Raw genomic sequence first — 14275 nt, 5'->3', positions numbered from 1 at the left:
CGTCATATGACGTTCACGGTGCCGCTACCTCGCGACCGTAGCGTCGTCGCCATGATCAGCGTCGGCATGAGCACCTCCTGCGCCTACCCTCTCGGTCTCGAGTCGTCGTTCCACCTCTCCCGCGAGGTCGGCTTCGACGGTGTCGAGATCATGGTCACGAACGATCCGGCGACGCACCGTGCCGAGAGACTGCTCGAGCTGTCGGCCGAGACGGGGCAGCCGATTCTGTCGATCCACGCTCCCGTGCTCCTGCTGACGCATTTCGTCTGGGGACGCGACCCGCGGGTGAAGCTGGAGCGCAGCGCCGAGCTGGCCGTCGCGGTCGGTGCGCCCACGGTGGTGGCGCACCCGCCGTTCCGCTGGCAGTCGGGCTACGCGGAGGAGTTCCTCGACATCGTGCGCGCGATCAGCGCCCGGTACGGAGTGACCATCGCCATCGAGAACATGTTCCCGTGGAAGATCGCCGGCCGGTCGATGAAGATGTACGCGCCCGGCTGGGACCCCAGCACGATGGACTGCGACGCCGCCACGCTCGACTTCTCGCACGCCTCGCTCTCGGGCCGCGACTCGCTCGAGCTCGCCCGTGCCCTCGACGACCGACTGCGGCACGTGCACCTGTGCGACGGCTCGCGCGTGTCGGACGACGGCGGCATCTTCGACGAGCACCTGGTTCCGGGTCGCGGCGCCGAGCCGGTCGAGGCGGTGCTGGCCGAGCTCGCGGCGCGGAACTGGTCGGGCTCGATCATCGCCGAGATCAACACCCGCAAGGCCGGGTCGCAGGAGGCTCGGGTCGCCATGATGCGCGAGACCCTCGTTTTCGCCCGCAACGCCCTCGTCCCTCGCGTGCGGCACCTCCCGCAGGTGGGCGCGCAGCGCCGCTCCGCGTAGAGGTCTAGAGGTACAGCAGCGCGAGCACCGAGAGCGGCAGCGCGACGACCGCGAGCCCGAGGCCGGCGATCATGAACCTCTTCCACGGCACCTCGACGCCGAGGCCGGTGAGCCGTCCGTGCCACAGGAGGGTCGCGAGCGACGCCCAGGGCGTCACGATGCAGCCGATGTTCACGCCGATGAGGATCGCGACGAGCCGCAGCGTCGACCCGCCGACGGGCTCGAGCGCGAGGTACGCCGGCAGGTTGTTCACGAGGTTGGCCGACAGCGCTGCTCCCCCGGCGAGCCGCACGAGCGCCCCGAACGAGTCGCCGGTGCCGACGACGGTGCCCAGGAGCCGTGCGAGACCCAGCGAGTGGGCGGCCTCCACCACGAGGAACAGCCCCGACGCGAACAGCAGCGTGCCCCACGGCACGAGGCCGAGGCGCAGCGCCCCCGGGCGGCGGACGGCGAAGGCGACGACGAGCAGGACCGCTGCGGCCGCGGCGGGGATCCACACCGCCACGCCCGAGACGAGGGCCGGCACGAGCAGGAGCACGATGACTCCCGCCGCCACGAACAGCCCCCGGTCGGCGGCCGGCTCGACGGGAGCGGCGTCGAAGCGCGCCGCGAGCTCGCGCCGGTAGCGCACGGCGACGGCGACGAGGGGCAGCACGATTCCGACGACCGCCGCGGGCCCCACGATCGCGGCGAACGTTAGGGGCGCAGGAGAACCGAGCGTGTGCTGCGCGAGGAGGTTCGTGAGGTTCGACACCGGCAGGAGCATCGACCCGCAGTTCGCCAGCCACACCGTCGTGAAGGCGAACGGCAGCGGCGACGCGCCGACCCGGCGGGCGACGAGCACGACGACCGGCGTGAGCAGAACGGCGGTGGTGTCGAGGGAGAGGAACACCGTGCAGACCGTCGCGAGGACCACGACGAACAGCCAGAGCACCCAGACGCGGCCCCACGAGAAGCGTGCTGCTGCTCCTGCGAGCCAGGAGAACAGCCCCGCCTCGGCCGCCAGGTCGGCGACGATGGTGAGGCCGACGACGAAGCCCAGGATCGGGGCGACACGGCCGACGAGGGCCGAGAGGTCGGGCCCGGAGATGATCCCGGTGAGCGCGGCGACGATGCCGAGGGCGAAGAGGACTCCGCCGAGAATCGCGGTTTTCACGTGGTGCTGTGCGCCTTACGACTCTTTGTACTGGACGACCCAGGCGACCTGGACCTTGCCGGTCGTCGACGACGACAGCTTCGTGCCGTCGACCGCCGTCTCGGCCTGGAGAGTCCAGCGCATCGGCTTCGTCGGAACGCCGGCGGTGTTCGTCGTCTGGCCGACGAGCTTGCCGTCCCAATACCAGCGGACGTGGCCCTTGGTCCACTCGATCACCGCGTCGTGCCAGCCCGTGCCCATGGTCGGGGCGGCCGACTGCGGCGGCTTGTCGAAGGTCGGAACCGTCTTGCCGTTCTTGTCATACGTGCCGATGATCGCCGACGCCGGGTACATCTTCGACGTCATGTCGCCGTCGGGGAAGTCGATCTCGCCGTCGTTCCAGTTGTTCGACGTCGGCCAGAGCAGGAAGGCGAGCTTGTAGCCGGGCAGCGAGTCGGTCCGGACCCGGATCGCGTAGCGGCCATAGGTCTGCGGCGAGTAGCCGTTCGGCATCGGCGCCGCGACCTGGGCCACGCCGTTCGTCGAGTGCAGGTAGTAGTTCAGGTTGCCGCCCGATACCGAGAGGACCTTGTCGGGCGCATAGACGCCGCGGTTCGAGGTGTCCTTAAAGCCGGAGTAGCCGGCCCACGCCGTGCCGTACACCTTCGAGAACTGGCCGCGCGCGGCGTTCTTCGTGAAGTCCTGCGAGACGACCGGCTTCCAGGTGACGCCGTTCGAGGCGATGTTGCCGGTCGGCATGTTCACCTGATTCGTGACCGCCGCTGCCGTCGTCGTCGCCGCGCGGGCGCTGTCGTGCGCACCCGCCAGGCCGAGGCCGACGGAGGCGAGGGCGAGCACGGAGGCTGCGCCGAGGAGTCTCTGGGCTCGAAGTCGCACCGGGCAACCGTACTGGGTGGGCGACACGGCCGATAGTCCTCGGCCGGGGGACGACAGGTCGGTCGACGGGTAGCGTTGTTCTCACCGACCCCAAGGAGTTCCGCGTGCGCAAGTTTCTGTTCAACGGTGCCGTCATCAGCGCCCTCTTCAGCGGCATCGCCGCCGTGCGCGCGACGCGATCGGGGCCCCGCGACTGGCGTCTCGCCCTCCTCTGGGTGAGCTGGGCCGCGTCGACCGCCATCGCGATCGGGAACGTGCGCGACAACGCCGAGCACGCCGACTGATCCTCCGCCTTCACTCCCGAGCGGCGGTCAGCCCTCCTCGGGCAGCGGTCAGCCCTCCTCGGGCAGCGGTCAGCCCTCCTCGGGCAGCGTTCAGCCCTCCTCGGGCAGCGAGATGGCCTGCGTGAACAGCGCCGTGCGCTCGGAGTCGGCGTTGTCCCCGGTGAAGAGCGCCGACGCGCCCGCGGTCGACTTCGCGGGGCGGCTCTCGGCGGGCTCCTGCACCTGTTCGATCTGAACGCGGGTGCGAGGCATCGTCTGCGGGCTCGACCGGTGCATCCACGTGATCATCTCCTCGCGCACCCGGCAGCGCAGATCGAAGAGCGTGGCCGCGTCGATCGCCGACACCAGAATGCGGACGTGGACGAACCCGCCCACGGCGTCCGTGATCTGCAGCACCTTCGTGCGGCCGTCCCACAGGTCGGTGTCCTGCAGGATCCGATCGAGCTCGTTCCGCATCTCCCCCGGCGCCATCCGCCAGTCCAGGTCGAAGTCGACCTCGCCGATCAGCTCGGAGTTGCGCCTCGTCCAGCTCTCGAACGGGTTCTGCGTGAAGAAGGTGCACGGGAGCACGAGGCGCCGGTCGTCCCAGATGTGCACGACGACGTAGGCCAGCGTGATCTCCTCGATCCGCCCCCACTGCCCCTGCACGACCACGACGTCGTCGACCCGCAGCTGGTCGCTGAAGGCGAGCTGAATGCCCGCGAAGACGTTCGACAGGGTCGACTGCGCGGCCAGGCCGGCGACGACCGACACGAGGCCGGCGCTCGCGAGCACGCTCGCCCCGACCGCCTCGACTCCGGGGAACCCGAGCAGCACCGCGCCGACCGCCACGATCACGATCACCGCCACCGTGAGCCGCCGGATGATGAGCACCTGCGTGCGCAGGCGCCTCGCCACCCGGTTGTCGGGCAGGTCGAGGCGGTAGCGGGCGAGCCCGAGGTCTTCGAAGAAGATGGCGAGCGATGCCACGAGCCAGGCGACCACGACGATCAGCGCCACGCGGAACGCCTGCGCGACGATCGCCTCGCCCTGGTAGCCGTGCGGCGCGATGTCGTCCATCGAGTACGTGAACGCGATCCAGACCAGCGCCACGAGGACGGTGATGCGGAACGACCACCTCACCCGCGCGACGAGCCGGGAGGCCCAGGCCTCGCGTCGGGCGAGCAGGCGGAAGATCAGGGAGACGACGGCCGTGACCACGAGGGCCACGACCACGGCTCCCGCGACCGCGAGGACGGGCTGGATCCAGAGCATCGCTCCACGCTAGCGAGACGGGGTGCACGACGCCCGTCGCGGAAGCCGGGCAGGACGGGCCGGGCGGGCAGTCACGCCGCGCTAGGACGTCACGGCGTCAGGGCTCGCCCGAGATCAGGGCTCGTCGGGCGACCTCGGCACCTGCCGCTGGGAATCGCGCCCGGTGACCGGGAACGGCCCGGTCAGCCCCTCCCGCGTCCTGGCGATCTCGAGGATCCGGTCGCGCTGGAGGAACCAGCCGAGGATCAGCAGCGGGACGATGACGACGAGCGAGCCCACCGTGTAGGTGCCGATCGGGTAGTCGATGGCCATGAGCACGAGCACCGCGACCAGGAACGCGAGCGTGAGCCACGACGTGACCGGCGCGCCCGGAAGACGGAACGTCGGCTCTTTCGCCTTCCCCTGCTTCGCCCACGCCCGCAGCCGCATCTGGCACAGGATGATCGTGCCCCACGCCGTCAGGATGCCGAGCGACGCCACGTTCAGCACGATCTCGAAGGCCGTGCCGGCGCCGACGATCGCGTTGAGGACCACACCGAGCAGCGTGATGGCGCTGGTGAGCAGGATGCCGCCGTACGGCACGCCGCCCTTCGACATGACCGTCGTGAACTTCGGCGCCGACCCGTTCATGCCCATGGAGTGGAGCACGCGACCGGTCGAGAAGAGGCCGGCGTTGAGGCTCGAGAGCGCCGCCGTGAGCACGACGAAGTTCATGAGCGAACCGACGATGTCGCCGACGGCGGGGCTGCCGAGGCTCGAGAAGAACGTCACGAACGGGCTCTGACCCGCCTTGTAGGCCGTGTAGGGCAGCAGCAGCGACAGGAGCACGAGAGAGCCGACGTAGAAGACCGCGATGCGGAGGATCACGGTGTTGATGGCTCGCGGGACGACCTTCTCGGGCTCCTGCGTCTCGCCCGAGGCCGTGCCGACGAGCTCGATGGCCGCGTAGGCGAAGACGACGCCCTGCACGACGATGACCGCGGGCAGGAGCCCGTTCGGCAGGATGCCGGTCGACGCGATCACCGACCAGCCGGTGTGGACGGCGTGGCCGTCGTGGTGCACGGGGAACGCGAAGGCGAGCCAGACGATGCCGATGACGAGGAAGACGACCAGCGCGGTCACCTTGACGAGGGCGAACCAGAACTCGAGCTCGCCGAAGACCTTCACCGCCAGCAGGTTGACGGTGAGCACGACCGCGAGGGCGCAGAGGGCGAGCAGCCAGCCCGGGGCGGACGTGAACGCGCTCCAGTACTGCAGGTAGAGCGCGACCGCCGTCGTGTCGACGATCGCGGTCATCGCCCAGTTGAGGAAGTACATCCACCCGGCCGCGTAGGCGAACTTCTCGCCGAAGAACTCGCGAGCGTACGAGACGAACGAGCCCGACGACGGGCGATGCAGCACGAGCTCGCCGAGGGCGCGCAGGATGAAGAACGCGAAGACGCCGCAGATCGCGAAGACGATCGCGAGCGCCGGGCCCGACGAGTGGAGGCGGCCGCCGGCGCCGAGGAAGAGACCGGTGCCGATCGCGCCGCCGATGGCGATCATCTGGAGCTGTCGGGGCTTCAGCCCCTTCTCGAATCCGGCCTGCTCGTGGCTGAAGTCGCTCGTGGCGAAGGCGTCGGAGTCGGGAGCATCGGCGTCGGGGGCAGGCGTGCCCCCCGTTGTGGGGGAGGTCATCAAGGCACGGTATCCATATTCCAGGCCGGTCGCCAGTCGGCCTCTGGGTGGACCCGATCGGGGTACATGAGACCACAGGATGAACTTCTGTGGATCGCCAGGGAAAATCAGGGACTTCCGCAAGGGTCGCCCCGTAGGTTGTCTCTCGTGACACTTGCACGACCGGAACGATCCCGCACCGCGACGAAGCGACGCGTGGAGATCACGACGACCCACCTGACCGACAGCCTCACGCAGGTCTCCGCCGCGGGCGAGACCCTGGGGTACATCCGCACCGAGTGGAACGGCTACGCCGCCCTTCGCGGGGCGCATCTCGCCTCGGCGCAGCTCATCGGCTGCTACTCGACCCGGGGCATGGCCCTCGAGTCGCTCCGCCAGCGGCCCCGCAGCCTCTGACGCCACCCGGCGCTGCTACACGTCCGTGGCGCTACCGCGCCTGCGCCGCCCAGGCCTCGCGGTGCTGCGCGCTGAGCTCGACGTAGTGCGCCGCATTGGCGCGGATCTTCTCCTGCTCGGCCTCGGTGAGCTCGCGCCGCACCTTGCCGGGTACCCCGGCGACCAGGGATCCGGGCGGCACCACGGTGTCCTCGAGCACGACCGTCCCGGCTGCCACGAGCGAGCCGCGCCCGATGACCGCGCGGTTGAGCACGGTCGCCGACATGCCGATGAGCACGTCGTCCTCGATCGTGCAGCCGTGCAGCACGGCGTTGTGGCCGACGCTCACTCCGGTGCCGATGCTGGTCGGCGCGCCCGTGTCGCAGTGCACCGAGACGTTGTCCTGCAGGTTCGACCGCTCGCCGAGCGTGATCGCGTCGGTGTCGGCGCGGACCACGGCCCCGTAGAACACGCTCGCGCCCTCGTGCAGGGTCGCGCGGCCAATGACGGAGGCGCCGGGCGCCACCCAGGCGGAGGGCGCGATGTCGGGGGCGTCGTCGCCCAGGGGCAGGAGGAGGGGTTCGGAAGTCATGACGACAGCCTGACATGTGTCCGTGATCCTGCGCTCGTGTCCCCTGCGCGTCGTAGAGTCGGCCCATGACTCTGAACGCGACGACGCTGGACGACATCGAGCTCACCACCCTCCGGGGCGAGCGCACCACCTTCGGCGCGTTCAGCGACCGCGTGGTCCTCGTCGTCAACGTGGCGTCGCGCTGCGGCCTCGCTCCGCAGTACGAGAAGCTCGAGGCCCTGCAGAAGGCCTACGGCGACCGCGGCTTCACGGTCCTGGGGTTCCCCAGCAACCAGTTCCTGCAGGAGCTCGGCACCTCCGACGCGATCGCGGAGTACTGTTCGGCGACCTGGGGAGTCACCTTCCCGATGATGGAGAAGGTCAAGGTCAACGGCGCGAAGGCGCACCCGCTCTACGTCGAGCTCAAGAAGACGCCCGACGCCGCCGGCAAGGCCGGGCGCATCACCTGGAACTTCGAGAAGTTCGTCGTCACGCCCGGCGGCCATGTGCACCGGTTCCGCCCCCGCACCGAGCCCGACGCACCCGAGATCGTCTCGGTCATCGAGTCCGCGCTGGCCTGACGCCGCCGTGCCGACGGAGCCGACGCCCGCGGTCGCGCCCGGTCTCCCGGTCGCGGAGAAACTCCGCGAGGTCGTACGGCTGCCGACCGTCGCCGGCCTGCCGCGAGACGCACCCGAGACGGCTGCCTTCGACGCGCTCCTCGGCACGCTCGAGCGGCTCTTCCCCCTCGTCCACGCCCGCCTCGGGCTCACCCGCATCGGCGAGCACGGGCTTCTGTTCCGGTGGGCAGGATCAGGCGGCGGCCGTCCGGTGATCCTGATGGCGCATCTCGACGTCGTCCCGGCCGACCTCTCGGCGCCGTGGACTCACCCGCCGTTCGACGCCGTGGTCGACGCCGGCGCGGTCTGGGGGCGCGGCACCCTCGACGACAAGGGCGCGGTCGTGGCGATCCTCGAGGCGGCGGAGACGCTGCTGGCCGACGGCTTCACGCCAACCTCCGACGTGTGGCTGTCGTTCGGCGCCACCGAGGAGGTCTCGGGCGGCGACGCGCCCGCGGCCGTCGACGAGCTGCGCCGTCGCGGCGTGACGCCGTGGTTCATCCTCGACGAGGGCGGCGCGGTCGCCCACGAGTCGTTCCCGGGAGTCGCGGCGCCGATCGCGGTCGTCGGGGTGTCCGAGAAAGGCGTGACGTCGGTCGAGCTGATCGCCGAGGGCCGCGGCGGTCACGCGTCGACCCCGGCGCGCCTCGGGCCCACGGCGAGGATCGGCCGTGCGCTCGCCCGTCTCGACCGCTCCCCCATGCCCGCGGCGCTCTCCGACACCACGGTCGAGATGCTGCGGCGGATGGCGCCTCACGCGCGTGGTCCTCTCGCCCGGCTCCTGGCGAGCGCCGGGGCGATGCGCCCGGTCGTCGCGCGGGCGCTGATCGCGGCGGGGCCCGAGTCGGCGGCCATGACGCGCACGACGTTCGCCCTGACGACTCTCGCGGGGGCTCCTGCGCTCAATGTCATCGCGTCGAAGGCGACGGCCGGGGTCAACATCCGCGTGGCGCCCGGCGACACCGTGGCGGGTGCCGTACGGCACATCCGCCGCGCGATCCGCGACCGTCACGTGCGCATCAGGATGCTCGAAGAGAACGAGCCGTGCCCGGTCTCCCCTCTCGACGACGCGTTCGAGCTGCTCGAGGCGACGACAGCCGAGGTCTTCCCCGACGCGGTGACGGCGCCCTACGTCATGCTCGGCGCGACCGACGCACGGCACTTCACCCGGATCGCCGACAGGGTCTACCGGTTCACGCCGTTCCGCATGTCGAAGGCGCAGCGCGAGGCGATCCACGCGTACGACGAGCGCCTCGGCGTCGCCGACCTCGCCGACGGGGTGCGGTGGTACCGCCGCCTGATCGAGAGCCTCCCGGCATGAGCGCGGAGCAGCTGCCCGCGCCGGGTCGCAGCGGGCAGAACCCTTCGCCCGGCGCACCCTCGAGGGGCCTCGTCGCCGTGGTCGGCGTGCTCGTCGGCGTGGAACTCGCCAGCGGTGTGCTGCAGGGCTTCTACTCCCCCATCTGGACCGACATCGCCGCGCGGCTCGGCATCGCGACCGCCGACGTGAACTGGTTCGAGGCGTCGCAGCTCATCTTCTCGGCGCTCACCGTGCCCCTGCTGGCCAGGCTCGGCGACGCCATCGGCCACCGCCAGGTGCTGCTCATCGCAACGGCCGCGACGGCCGCAGGATCCTGGGTGCTCGCCTTCGCCCCCTCGTTCCCGCTGTTCCTCGCCGGTTTCGCGCTGCAGGGCGCCTACGTCGTGTGGCTGCCGGTCGAGGTGGCGATCATCCACCGGCGCACCGCGGGGTCGCCCGACCAGCACCAGCTGACGCGGCGGGCGGCGGGCATCCTGGTCGGCGCCCTCGAGATCGCCGTGATCGCCGCAGCCCTCACGGCGGGAGCCCTCGTCGACTCGGCCCCGCTCACTCTGGTGCTCGCAATCCCCGCCCTCGCTGTCACCGTGTGCTTCGTCGTGGTCTGGATCGGCATCGAGCGCACCCCCGGCCGGCCCGGAACCGGCTTCGACGGCGTGGGCCTCGCCCTGCTCGTCGTCGTGCTCGGCCTCGTCATGGCCGGGTTCGTCGTGATCCGCCTCGCCGGCCCGGCGTCGCCGCTGCCGTGGGCCCTGATCGTCCTGGGGCTCGTCGCGATCTGGCCGTTCACCCGTTACGAGCGGGGGCGGCAGGAGCCGCTGATCGACGTCCGCCTCCTCGTCTCGCGCGCCCAGTGGCCCCTGCAGGCGACGGCCTTCCTCATCGGCATGTCGGTGCTCGGCGCCCAGATCCCCCTCTCGACCTACGTGCGCGCGCAGCCCGCCGCCGCCGGGTACGGCCTCGGCCTGTCCGCGTCGTTCGTGTCGATCCTGACCGGCATCTACGTGATCTTCCTCGCCGTCGGCGCGTTCACCCTGCCCGCCGTCGCACGGCGGATCGGCGACCGGGAGTCGCTCGTCGGCTCCTGCGTCGTCGTCGCGATCGGCTACGCGACGTTCCTGCCGTTCCACTCCACCGCCGTCGAGGTCACCGTCGCGATGGCGCTGGCCGGCATCGGCACGGGCGGCATCATCGCGTCCCTGCCCGCGGCGGCCGCGGCGGCGGCGCCGCCCGACCGCACGGGATTCGCGACCGGCATGACGAACACCACCAAGACCGTCGGCGGGGCGGTGGCGTCGTCGGTCTTCGCGATCGCCCTCGCCGATGTCGGAAGCGTCGCGGATCCGCGCGCCGGGGCCGCGTCGCTCGCGGGCTACCTCACGGTGTGGAGCGTGTGCGCGGGGGCGGCGCTGCTGGCCGCGGCGGCGCTGACGTTTCTACCGAGGGCGGGTGCCGCTGCTCCTGCGCCACCGGGCTCCTAAGAACCGCCGTCCGGCCGACGAACCGTCGCGCGCGGAGGTTCGTTGGCCGCTCGGCGGTTCGCGTGTAGCAGGCTAGGCCGAGCGCCACCAGTCGTCGACCGGCGACACCGGCGCGTTCCGCTTGTGGCGGGTGGCGAGGTAGCGGGCCTCGAGCTTCTCGGCGACGTCGGCGGCGACGTCACGGCCCTCGAGGAAGTCGTCGATGTCGCTGTAGCTGAGGCCGAGGTTCGCCTCGTCGGTCTGGCCCGGGTTGTCGTCGAGCAGATCGGCGGTCGGTGCCTTGAGGTAGAGCCGCTCGGGGGCGCCGAGGTGCTCGAGGAGGGCGCGGCCCTGACGCTTCGACAGGCCCGAGAGCGGCAGGATGTCGGCGCCTCCGTCGCCGAACTTCGTGAAGAAGCCGGTGATCGCCTCGGCGGCGTGGTCGGTGCCGACGACGAGCAGGCCGGTCTGGCCGGCGAGCGCGTACTGCGCGATCATGCGGGCGCGGGCCTTGACGTTGCCCTTGTTGAAGTCGCTGATCGGGCCGCCGGTGGCGCGCACGAACTCGTCGGCGAACCCGTCGACGGCCTGCTTGATGTCGAAGGTCACCGTGTTCTTCGGCCGGATGAACGTGAGGGCGAGCTGCGCGTCGTCCTCGTCGGCCTGCACCGCGTAGGGCAGCCGGACCGCGATGAAGTCGACGTCGACCCCGCCCTCGGCCAGGCGCTCGACGGCAAGCTGGCAGAGACGGCCGGCCAGCGAGGAGTCCTGGCCGCCCGAGATCCCGAGCACGAGGCCCTTCGCGCCGGTGGTGCGCAGGTAGTCGGTGAGGAACGACACCCGAGTCTCGACCTCGGCGGCCGGGTCGATCTCGGGGCGGACGGAGAGGTCGTCGATGATGCGTGCCTGCAGCGGTCTCATGGGTCGAGCGTAGCGCCGCCGCACACCCAGAACTGTCTCGACGTCGAGACAGTCGGGCGTAGAGTGAACGCGATGAGCACCACGGCGAGCGACGACTTCTCCCTCCGCCGTATCGCCCTCGGCGCATTCGGCCCGAGCGTGCTCTACGGCTTCTCGCAGGGCGCCCTCCTGCCGGTCGTCGCCGTGAGCGCGATCGACCGGGGCGCGAGCGAGGCCCTCGCCTCCCTCATCGTCTCGGTGCTCGGCCTCGGCTCGTTGGTCACGAACATCCCGTCCGGCGTCATCGCGACGAAGTTCGGCGAACGCCGGGCCATGATCGGCGCGAGCGTGCTCTCAGCGATCGGCCTCGCGCTGTGCCTGCTGCCGCTCGGGCTCGTCGTCTTCACGCTCGGCATCGCGCTCGTCGGCGCCGCGAGCTCGGTGTTCATCCTGGCCCGGCAGTCGTACCTCACCCAGGTCGTGCCCGCCCACATGCGGGCGCGCGCCCTCTCCACCCTCGGCGGCTCGACGCGCATCGGCACCTTCCTCGGACCGTTCGTGGCCGCCGGAGCGATCGGCCTCTGGGGCATCGACGGCGCCTACACGGTGGCGCTGGTGACGATCGTGGGCGCAGGATTCATCGCCTACGTCGTGCCCGACCTCGTCGAAGACCGCACGCCGATCCCGGGAGCGGCGAAGGCCACCACGATCGGCATGCTCCAGAGGTACTGGAAGCTGTTTCTCACGCTCGGCATCGGGATCCTGCTGCTGTCGGCCATCCGCTCGACCCGCCAGGTCGTGATCCCCCTCTGGGCGGTGCACATCGGGCTGTCGGCCACCGAGTCGTCGATCATCTACGGGATCGCCGGCGTCGTCGACGCGGCGATCTTCTATCCGGCCGGCTTCGTCATGGACCGCTACGGCCGCAAGTGGATCGCGATCCCCTGCTGCCTCACGATGGGCGTGGCGATGGTGCTGATGCCGCTCACGCACGGCTTCGTGCTGCTCACGCTGGTGTCGGTCCTCATGGGCTTCGGCAATGGCATCGGCTCGGGCATCGTTCAGACTCTGGGCTCCGACATGTCGCCGGCGGTGGGCCGCCCGACCTTCCTCGGCCTGTGGCGCGAGCTGTCCGACGGCGGCGCGTTCGTCGGCCCGGCGATCCTGTCGCTGTTCACCGGCATCATCGGCCTCGCCGGTGGCATCGTGGTCTCGGGCTTCGTCGGGTTCGCCGGAGCAGCGGCCATGGCCCGCTGGATCCCCAAGCGCGACCCGCACCCGAAGGTCACTCGCTCGTAGCGCCCTCCTCGGCCTTCGCGTCGCCCGCCCGCCGACCGACCGCCGCCGCCCGGGGCAGCCACCGGTCGTACAGCTTCGTCGTCTCGCGCCCGAGGAAGAGGATCAGCAGGGCGTAGAGGTTGATCGCCGGGAACACGACGGCGATCACCCCGGCGACGACGAGCAGCGTGATGAACGACAGCGACGGTGCGAGAGACAGGTCGCCGACGCTCTCGGGGTGGCACAGCTCTGGGTGGCGGATCAGGATCAGGTCGATGCCGAACGCCGCGGCGGTCACCACGACCATCGTGCCGATGTAGAGGGCCGAGATGGACGGCTGGCCGTCGGATCCTGACAGCACGTTGGCGGCGAAGGGCAAGAACACGATTCCGGCGAGCCAGACGAAGTTGGCGGCGATGAGTCGCGGCGAGTACGCGCGGACGTACTCGAAGATTCGGTGGTGCACGGTCCAGAACTGGCCGATCACGGCGAAGGTCACGACGAAGCTGATGAGGGCGCCGAGGTTCTCGTGGAATACGGTGCCGAGGTCGTGGTCGCGCGTCTCGGTGGCGACGTCGACGAGCGGCAGGATCAGCAGGGTGATCGCGATCGCGACGGTGGCGTCGGAGAAGTTGACGAGGCGGTCGAGCCCGCGTTCGGTTCGTGGTTCGGCCATGCGTCGACCCTAGCCGCCGGGCCGGTCGCCCTGCCCTTCCGCGACACAACGCGACACCTGCGACGCGGCGAGACGTCGCAGGTGTCGCGTTGTGTCGCGTTACGGCGGGGTCAGGCGGGCTTGCGGCCCACCGCGAAGATCCGCCGGAAGGGGTAGATCGTGCCGAAGCGGCCCGTCGGGTAGGCGTCGGCGAGCAGGGCCCGGTACGACGCCTCGAACTCCGCACGGTCGTCGGGGCCGAGCGCCGTCAGCACCGGCCGCAGACTCGTGCCGCGCACCCACTCGAGCACGGGGTCGTCGCCCTGCAGCAGGTGCTCGTAGGTGGTCTCCCACGAGGTCGCCTCGAGACCGCACTCGAGCATCTGCGTGAGGTACGCCGAGGCGCTCGACACGTTCTCCTCCGGCCGGATCACGTCGCGCAGCAGCGGCTCCCAGCGGGGCGAGGCGGCGAGTTCGCGCAGGAGCTCGTGCGACCGGTTCGTCGACGAACCCGGCACCTGCATCGCGAACCAGCCGCCCGCGGGCAGCGCGTCAAACCACCCTGGCAGGAGCCGCTGGTGGCCCGGAACCCACTGCAGCGCCGCGTTCGTCACGACGACGTCGTCGCGCGGCCCGGGCTCCCAGGACGCGATGTCACCGATCACGAACGACAGGTTCGGCGGCAGGTCGGCCTGCGATCGTGCCTGCCGGATCATGTCGAGCGACGAGTCGACCCCCACGACCTCGGCGTCGGGCCAGCGCTCGGCGAGGGTGCGGGTGAGGGAGCCGGGCCCGCAGCCGAGGTCGACGACGCGGCGGGGGCCGGGCTCCTGCGAGCTGATCCGGCTCGTGAGGTCGAAGAAGGGCGTCGCGCGGTGGCTCTGAAAGAGGTCGTACTGCGTCGGGCTCCAGCGCATGCCCGAGCCGGCCCGGCTCGACTCGCCCGGGGTGCCGTCGGCCACG

Annotated in this window: 15 protein-coding genes; 7 read left to right on the top strand and 8 right to left on the bottom strand. The window is 70.9% G+C overall.

From position 1 onward, the window contains the following. Nucleotides 1-51 precede the first annotated feature (51 nt). A complete protein-coding gene (locus tag C8E83_RS03520; protein WP_121371712.1) occupies nt 52-888 on the top strand; it encodes a sugar phosphate isomerase/epimerase family protein in 837 nt (278 codons plus the stop codon). A 4-nt stretch (nt 889-892) separates the two neighbouring features. Here C8E83_RS03520 and C8E83_RS03515 read toward each other — a convergent pair whose 3' ends face one another. Beyond that, nucleotides 893-2044, bottom strand: a complete 1152-nt coding sequence (locus C8E83_RS03515) for an SLC13 family permease (RefSeq protein WP_121368463.1) — start codon at nt 2042-2044, stop codon at nt 893-895. A 15-nt stretch (nt 2045-2059) separates the two neighbouring features. After that, nucleotides 2060-2920, bottom strand: coding sequence for a glycoside hydrolase family 16 protein (locus tag C8E83_RS03510; protein WP_147430073.1), 861 nt, complete (start codon nt 2918-2920; stop codon nt 2060-2062). 104 nt (nt 2921-3024) lie between these two features. On the opposite strand from C8E83_RS03510, the gene C8E83_RS03505 reads away from it, so the two are divergent. Then, a complete protein-coding gene (locus C8E83_RS03505; RefSeq protein ID WP_121368461.1) occupies nt 3025-3204 on the top strand; it encodes a hypothetical protein in 180 nt (59 codons plus the stop codon). Nucleotides 3205-3294: 90 nt separating this feature from the next. On the opposite strand, the gene C8E83_RS03495 is transcribed toward C8E83_RS03505, so the two are convergent. Together C8E83_RS03495 and C8E83_RS03490 are read right to left on the bottom strand one after the other, a co-directional pair. Further along, the gene (locus tag C8E83_RS03495) at nt 3295-4458 is read right to left on the bottom strand and encodes a mechanosensitive ion channel family protein (protein WP_121368460.1); all 1164 of its coding nucleotides are present in this window, start codon (nt 4456-4458) and stop codon (nt 3295-3297) included. A 114-nt stretch (nt 4459-4572) separates the two neighbouring features. Beyond that, complete coding sequence (locus C8E83_RS03490; RefSeq protein ID WP_121368459.1) at nt 4573-6135, bottom strand: amino acid permease; 1563 nt, start codon at nt 6133-6135, stop codon at nt 4573-4575. A gap of 195 nt (nt 6136-6330) precedes the next feature. Between C8E83_RS03490 and C8E83_RS03485 the strand changes: the two genes are divergently transcribed. Continuing rightward, a complete protein-coding gene (locus C8E83_RS03485; protein WP_121368458.1) occupies nt 6331-6531 on the top strand; it encodes a hypothetical protein in 201 nt (66 codons plus the stop codon). 31 nt (nt 6532-6562) lie between these two features. Here C8E83_RS03485 and C8E83_RS03480 read toward each other — a convergent pair whose 3' ends face one another. Continuing rightward, a complete protein-coding gene (locus tag C8E83_RS03480; protein ID WP_121368457.1) occupies nt 6563-7102 on the bottom strand; it encodes a gamma carbonic anhydrase family protein in 540 nt (179 codons plus the stop codon). Between the two features lie 65 nt (nt 7103-7167). Between C8E83_RS03480 and C8E83_RS03475 the strand changes: the two genes are divergently transcribed. Genes C8E83_RS03475 through C8E83_RS03465 form a run of 3 tightly spaced genes read left to right on the top strand, consistent with a single transcriptional unit; the run spans nt 7168 to nt 10500 of the window. Next, the gene (locus C8E83_RS03475) at nt 7168-7662 is read left to right on the top strand and encodes a glutathione peroxidase (RefSeq protein ID WP_121368456.1); all 495 of its coding nucleotides are present in this window, start codon (nt 7168-7170) and stop codon (nt 7660-7662) included. A 7-nt stretch (nt 7663-7669) separates the two neighbouring features. After that, nucleotides 7670-9022, top strand: a complete 1353-nt coding sequence (locus C8E83_RS03470; protein ID WP_245981389.1) for a M20/M25/M40 family metallo-hydrolase — start codon at nt 7670-7672, stop codon at nt 9020-9022. Next, nucleotides 9019-10500: an MFS transporter gene (locus C8E83_RS03465; RefSeq protein WP_121368454.1), complete on the top strand. Its 1482-nt coding sequence runs from the start codon at nt 9019-9021 to the stop codon at nt 10498-10500. Before C8E83_RS03470 ends, C8E83_RS03465 begins: the two co-directional genes overlap by 4 nt. A gap of 72 nt (nt 10501-10572) precedes the next feature. Here the strand turns inward: C8E83_RS03465 and nadE are convergent, their stop codons facing one another. Next, entirely contained in the window at nt 10573-11400 is an 828-nt protein-coding gene (nadE, locus tag C8E83_RS03460; protein ID WP_121368453.1) for an ammonia-dependent NAD(+) synthetase, read from the bottom strand. 72 nt (nt 11401-11472) lie between these two features. Between nadE and C8E83_RS03455 the strand changes: the two genes are divergently transcribed. Next, nucleotides 11473-12678 (top strand): MFS transporter, encoded by a 1206-nt coding sequence (locus C8E83_RS03455; RefSeq protein ID WP_121371711.1) that lies wholly within the window; start codon nt 11473-11475, stop codon nt 12676-12678. On the opposite strand, the gene C8E83_RS03450 is transcribed toward C8E83_RS03455, so the two are convergent. Next, nucleotides 12665-13333 (bottom strand): TMEM175 family protein, encoded by a 669-nt coding sequence (locus C8E83_RS03450; RefSeq protein ID WP_121368452.1) that lies wholly within the window; start codon nt 13331-13333, stop codon nt 12665-12667. The genes C8E83_RS03455 and C8E83_RS03450 overlap by 14 nt on opposite strands. A 110-nt stretch (nt 13334-13443) precedes the next feature. Then, entirely contained in the window at nt 13444-14274 is an 831-nt protein-coding gene (locus tag C8E83_RS03445; RefSeq protein ID WP_281270790.1) for a methyltransferase domain-containing protein, read from the bottom strand. Nucleotide 14275: the final 1 nt, after the last annotated feature.

The sequence above is a fragment of the Frondihabitans australicus genome (genome assembly GCF_003634555.1).
Classification (GTDB): Bacteria; Actinomycetota; Actinomycetes; order Actinomycetales; family Microbacteriaceae; genus Frondihabitans; species Frondihabitans australicus.
This window is presented reverse-complemented; position numbering and strand designations above follow the sequence as displayed.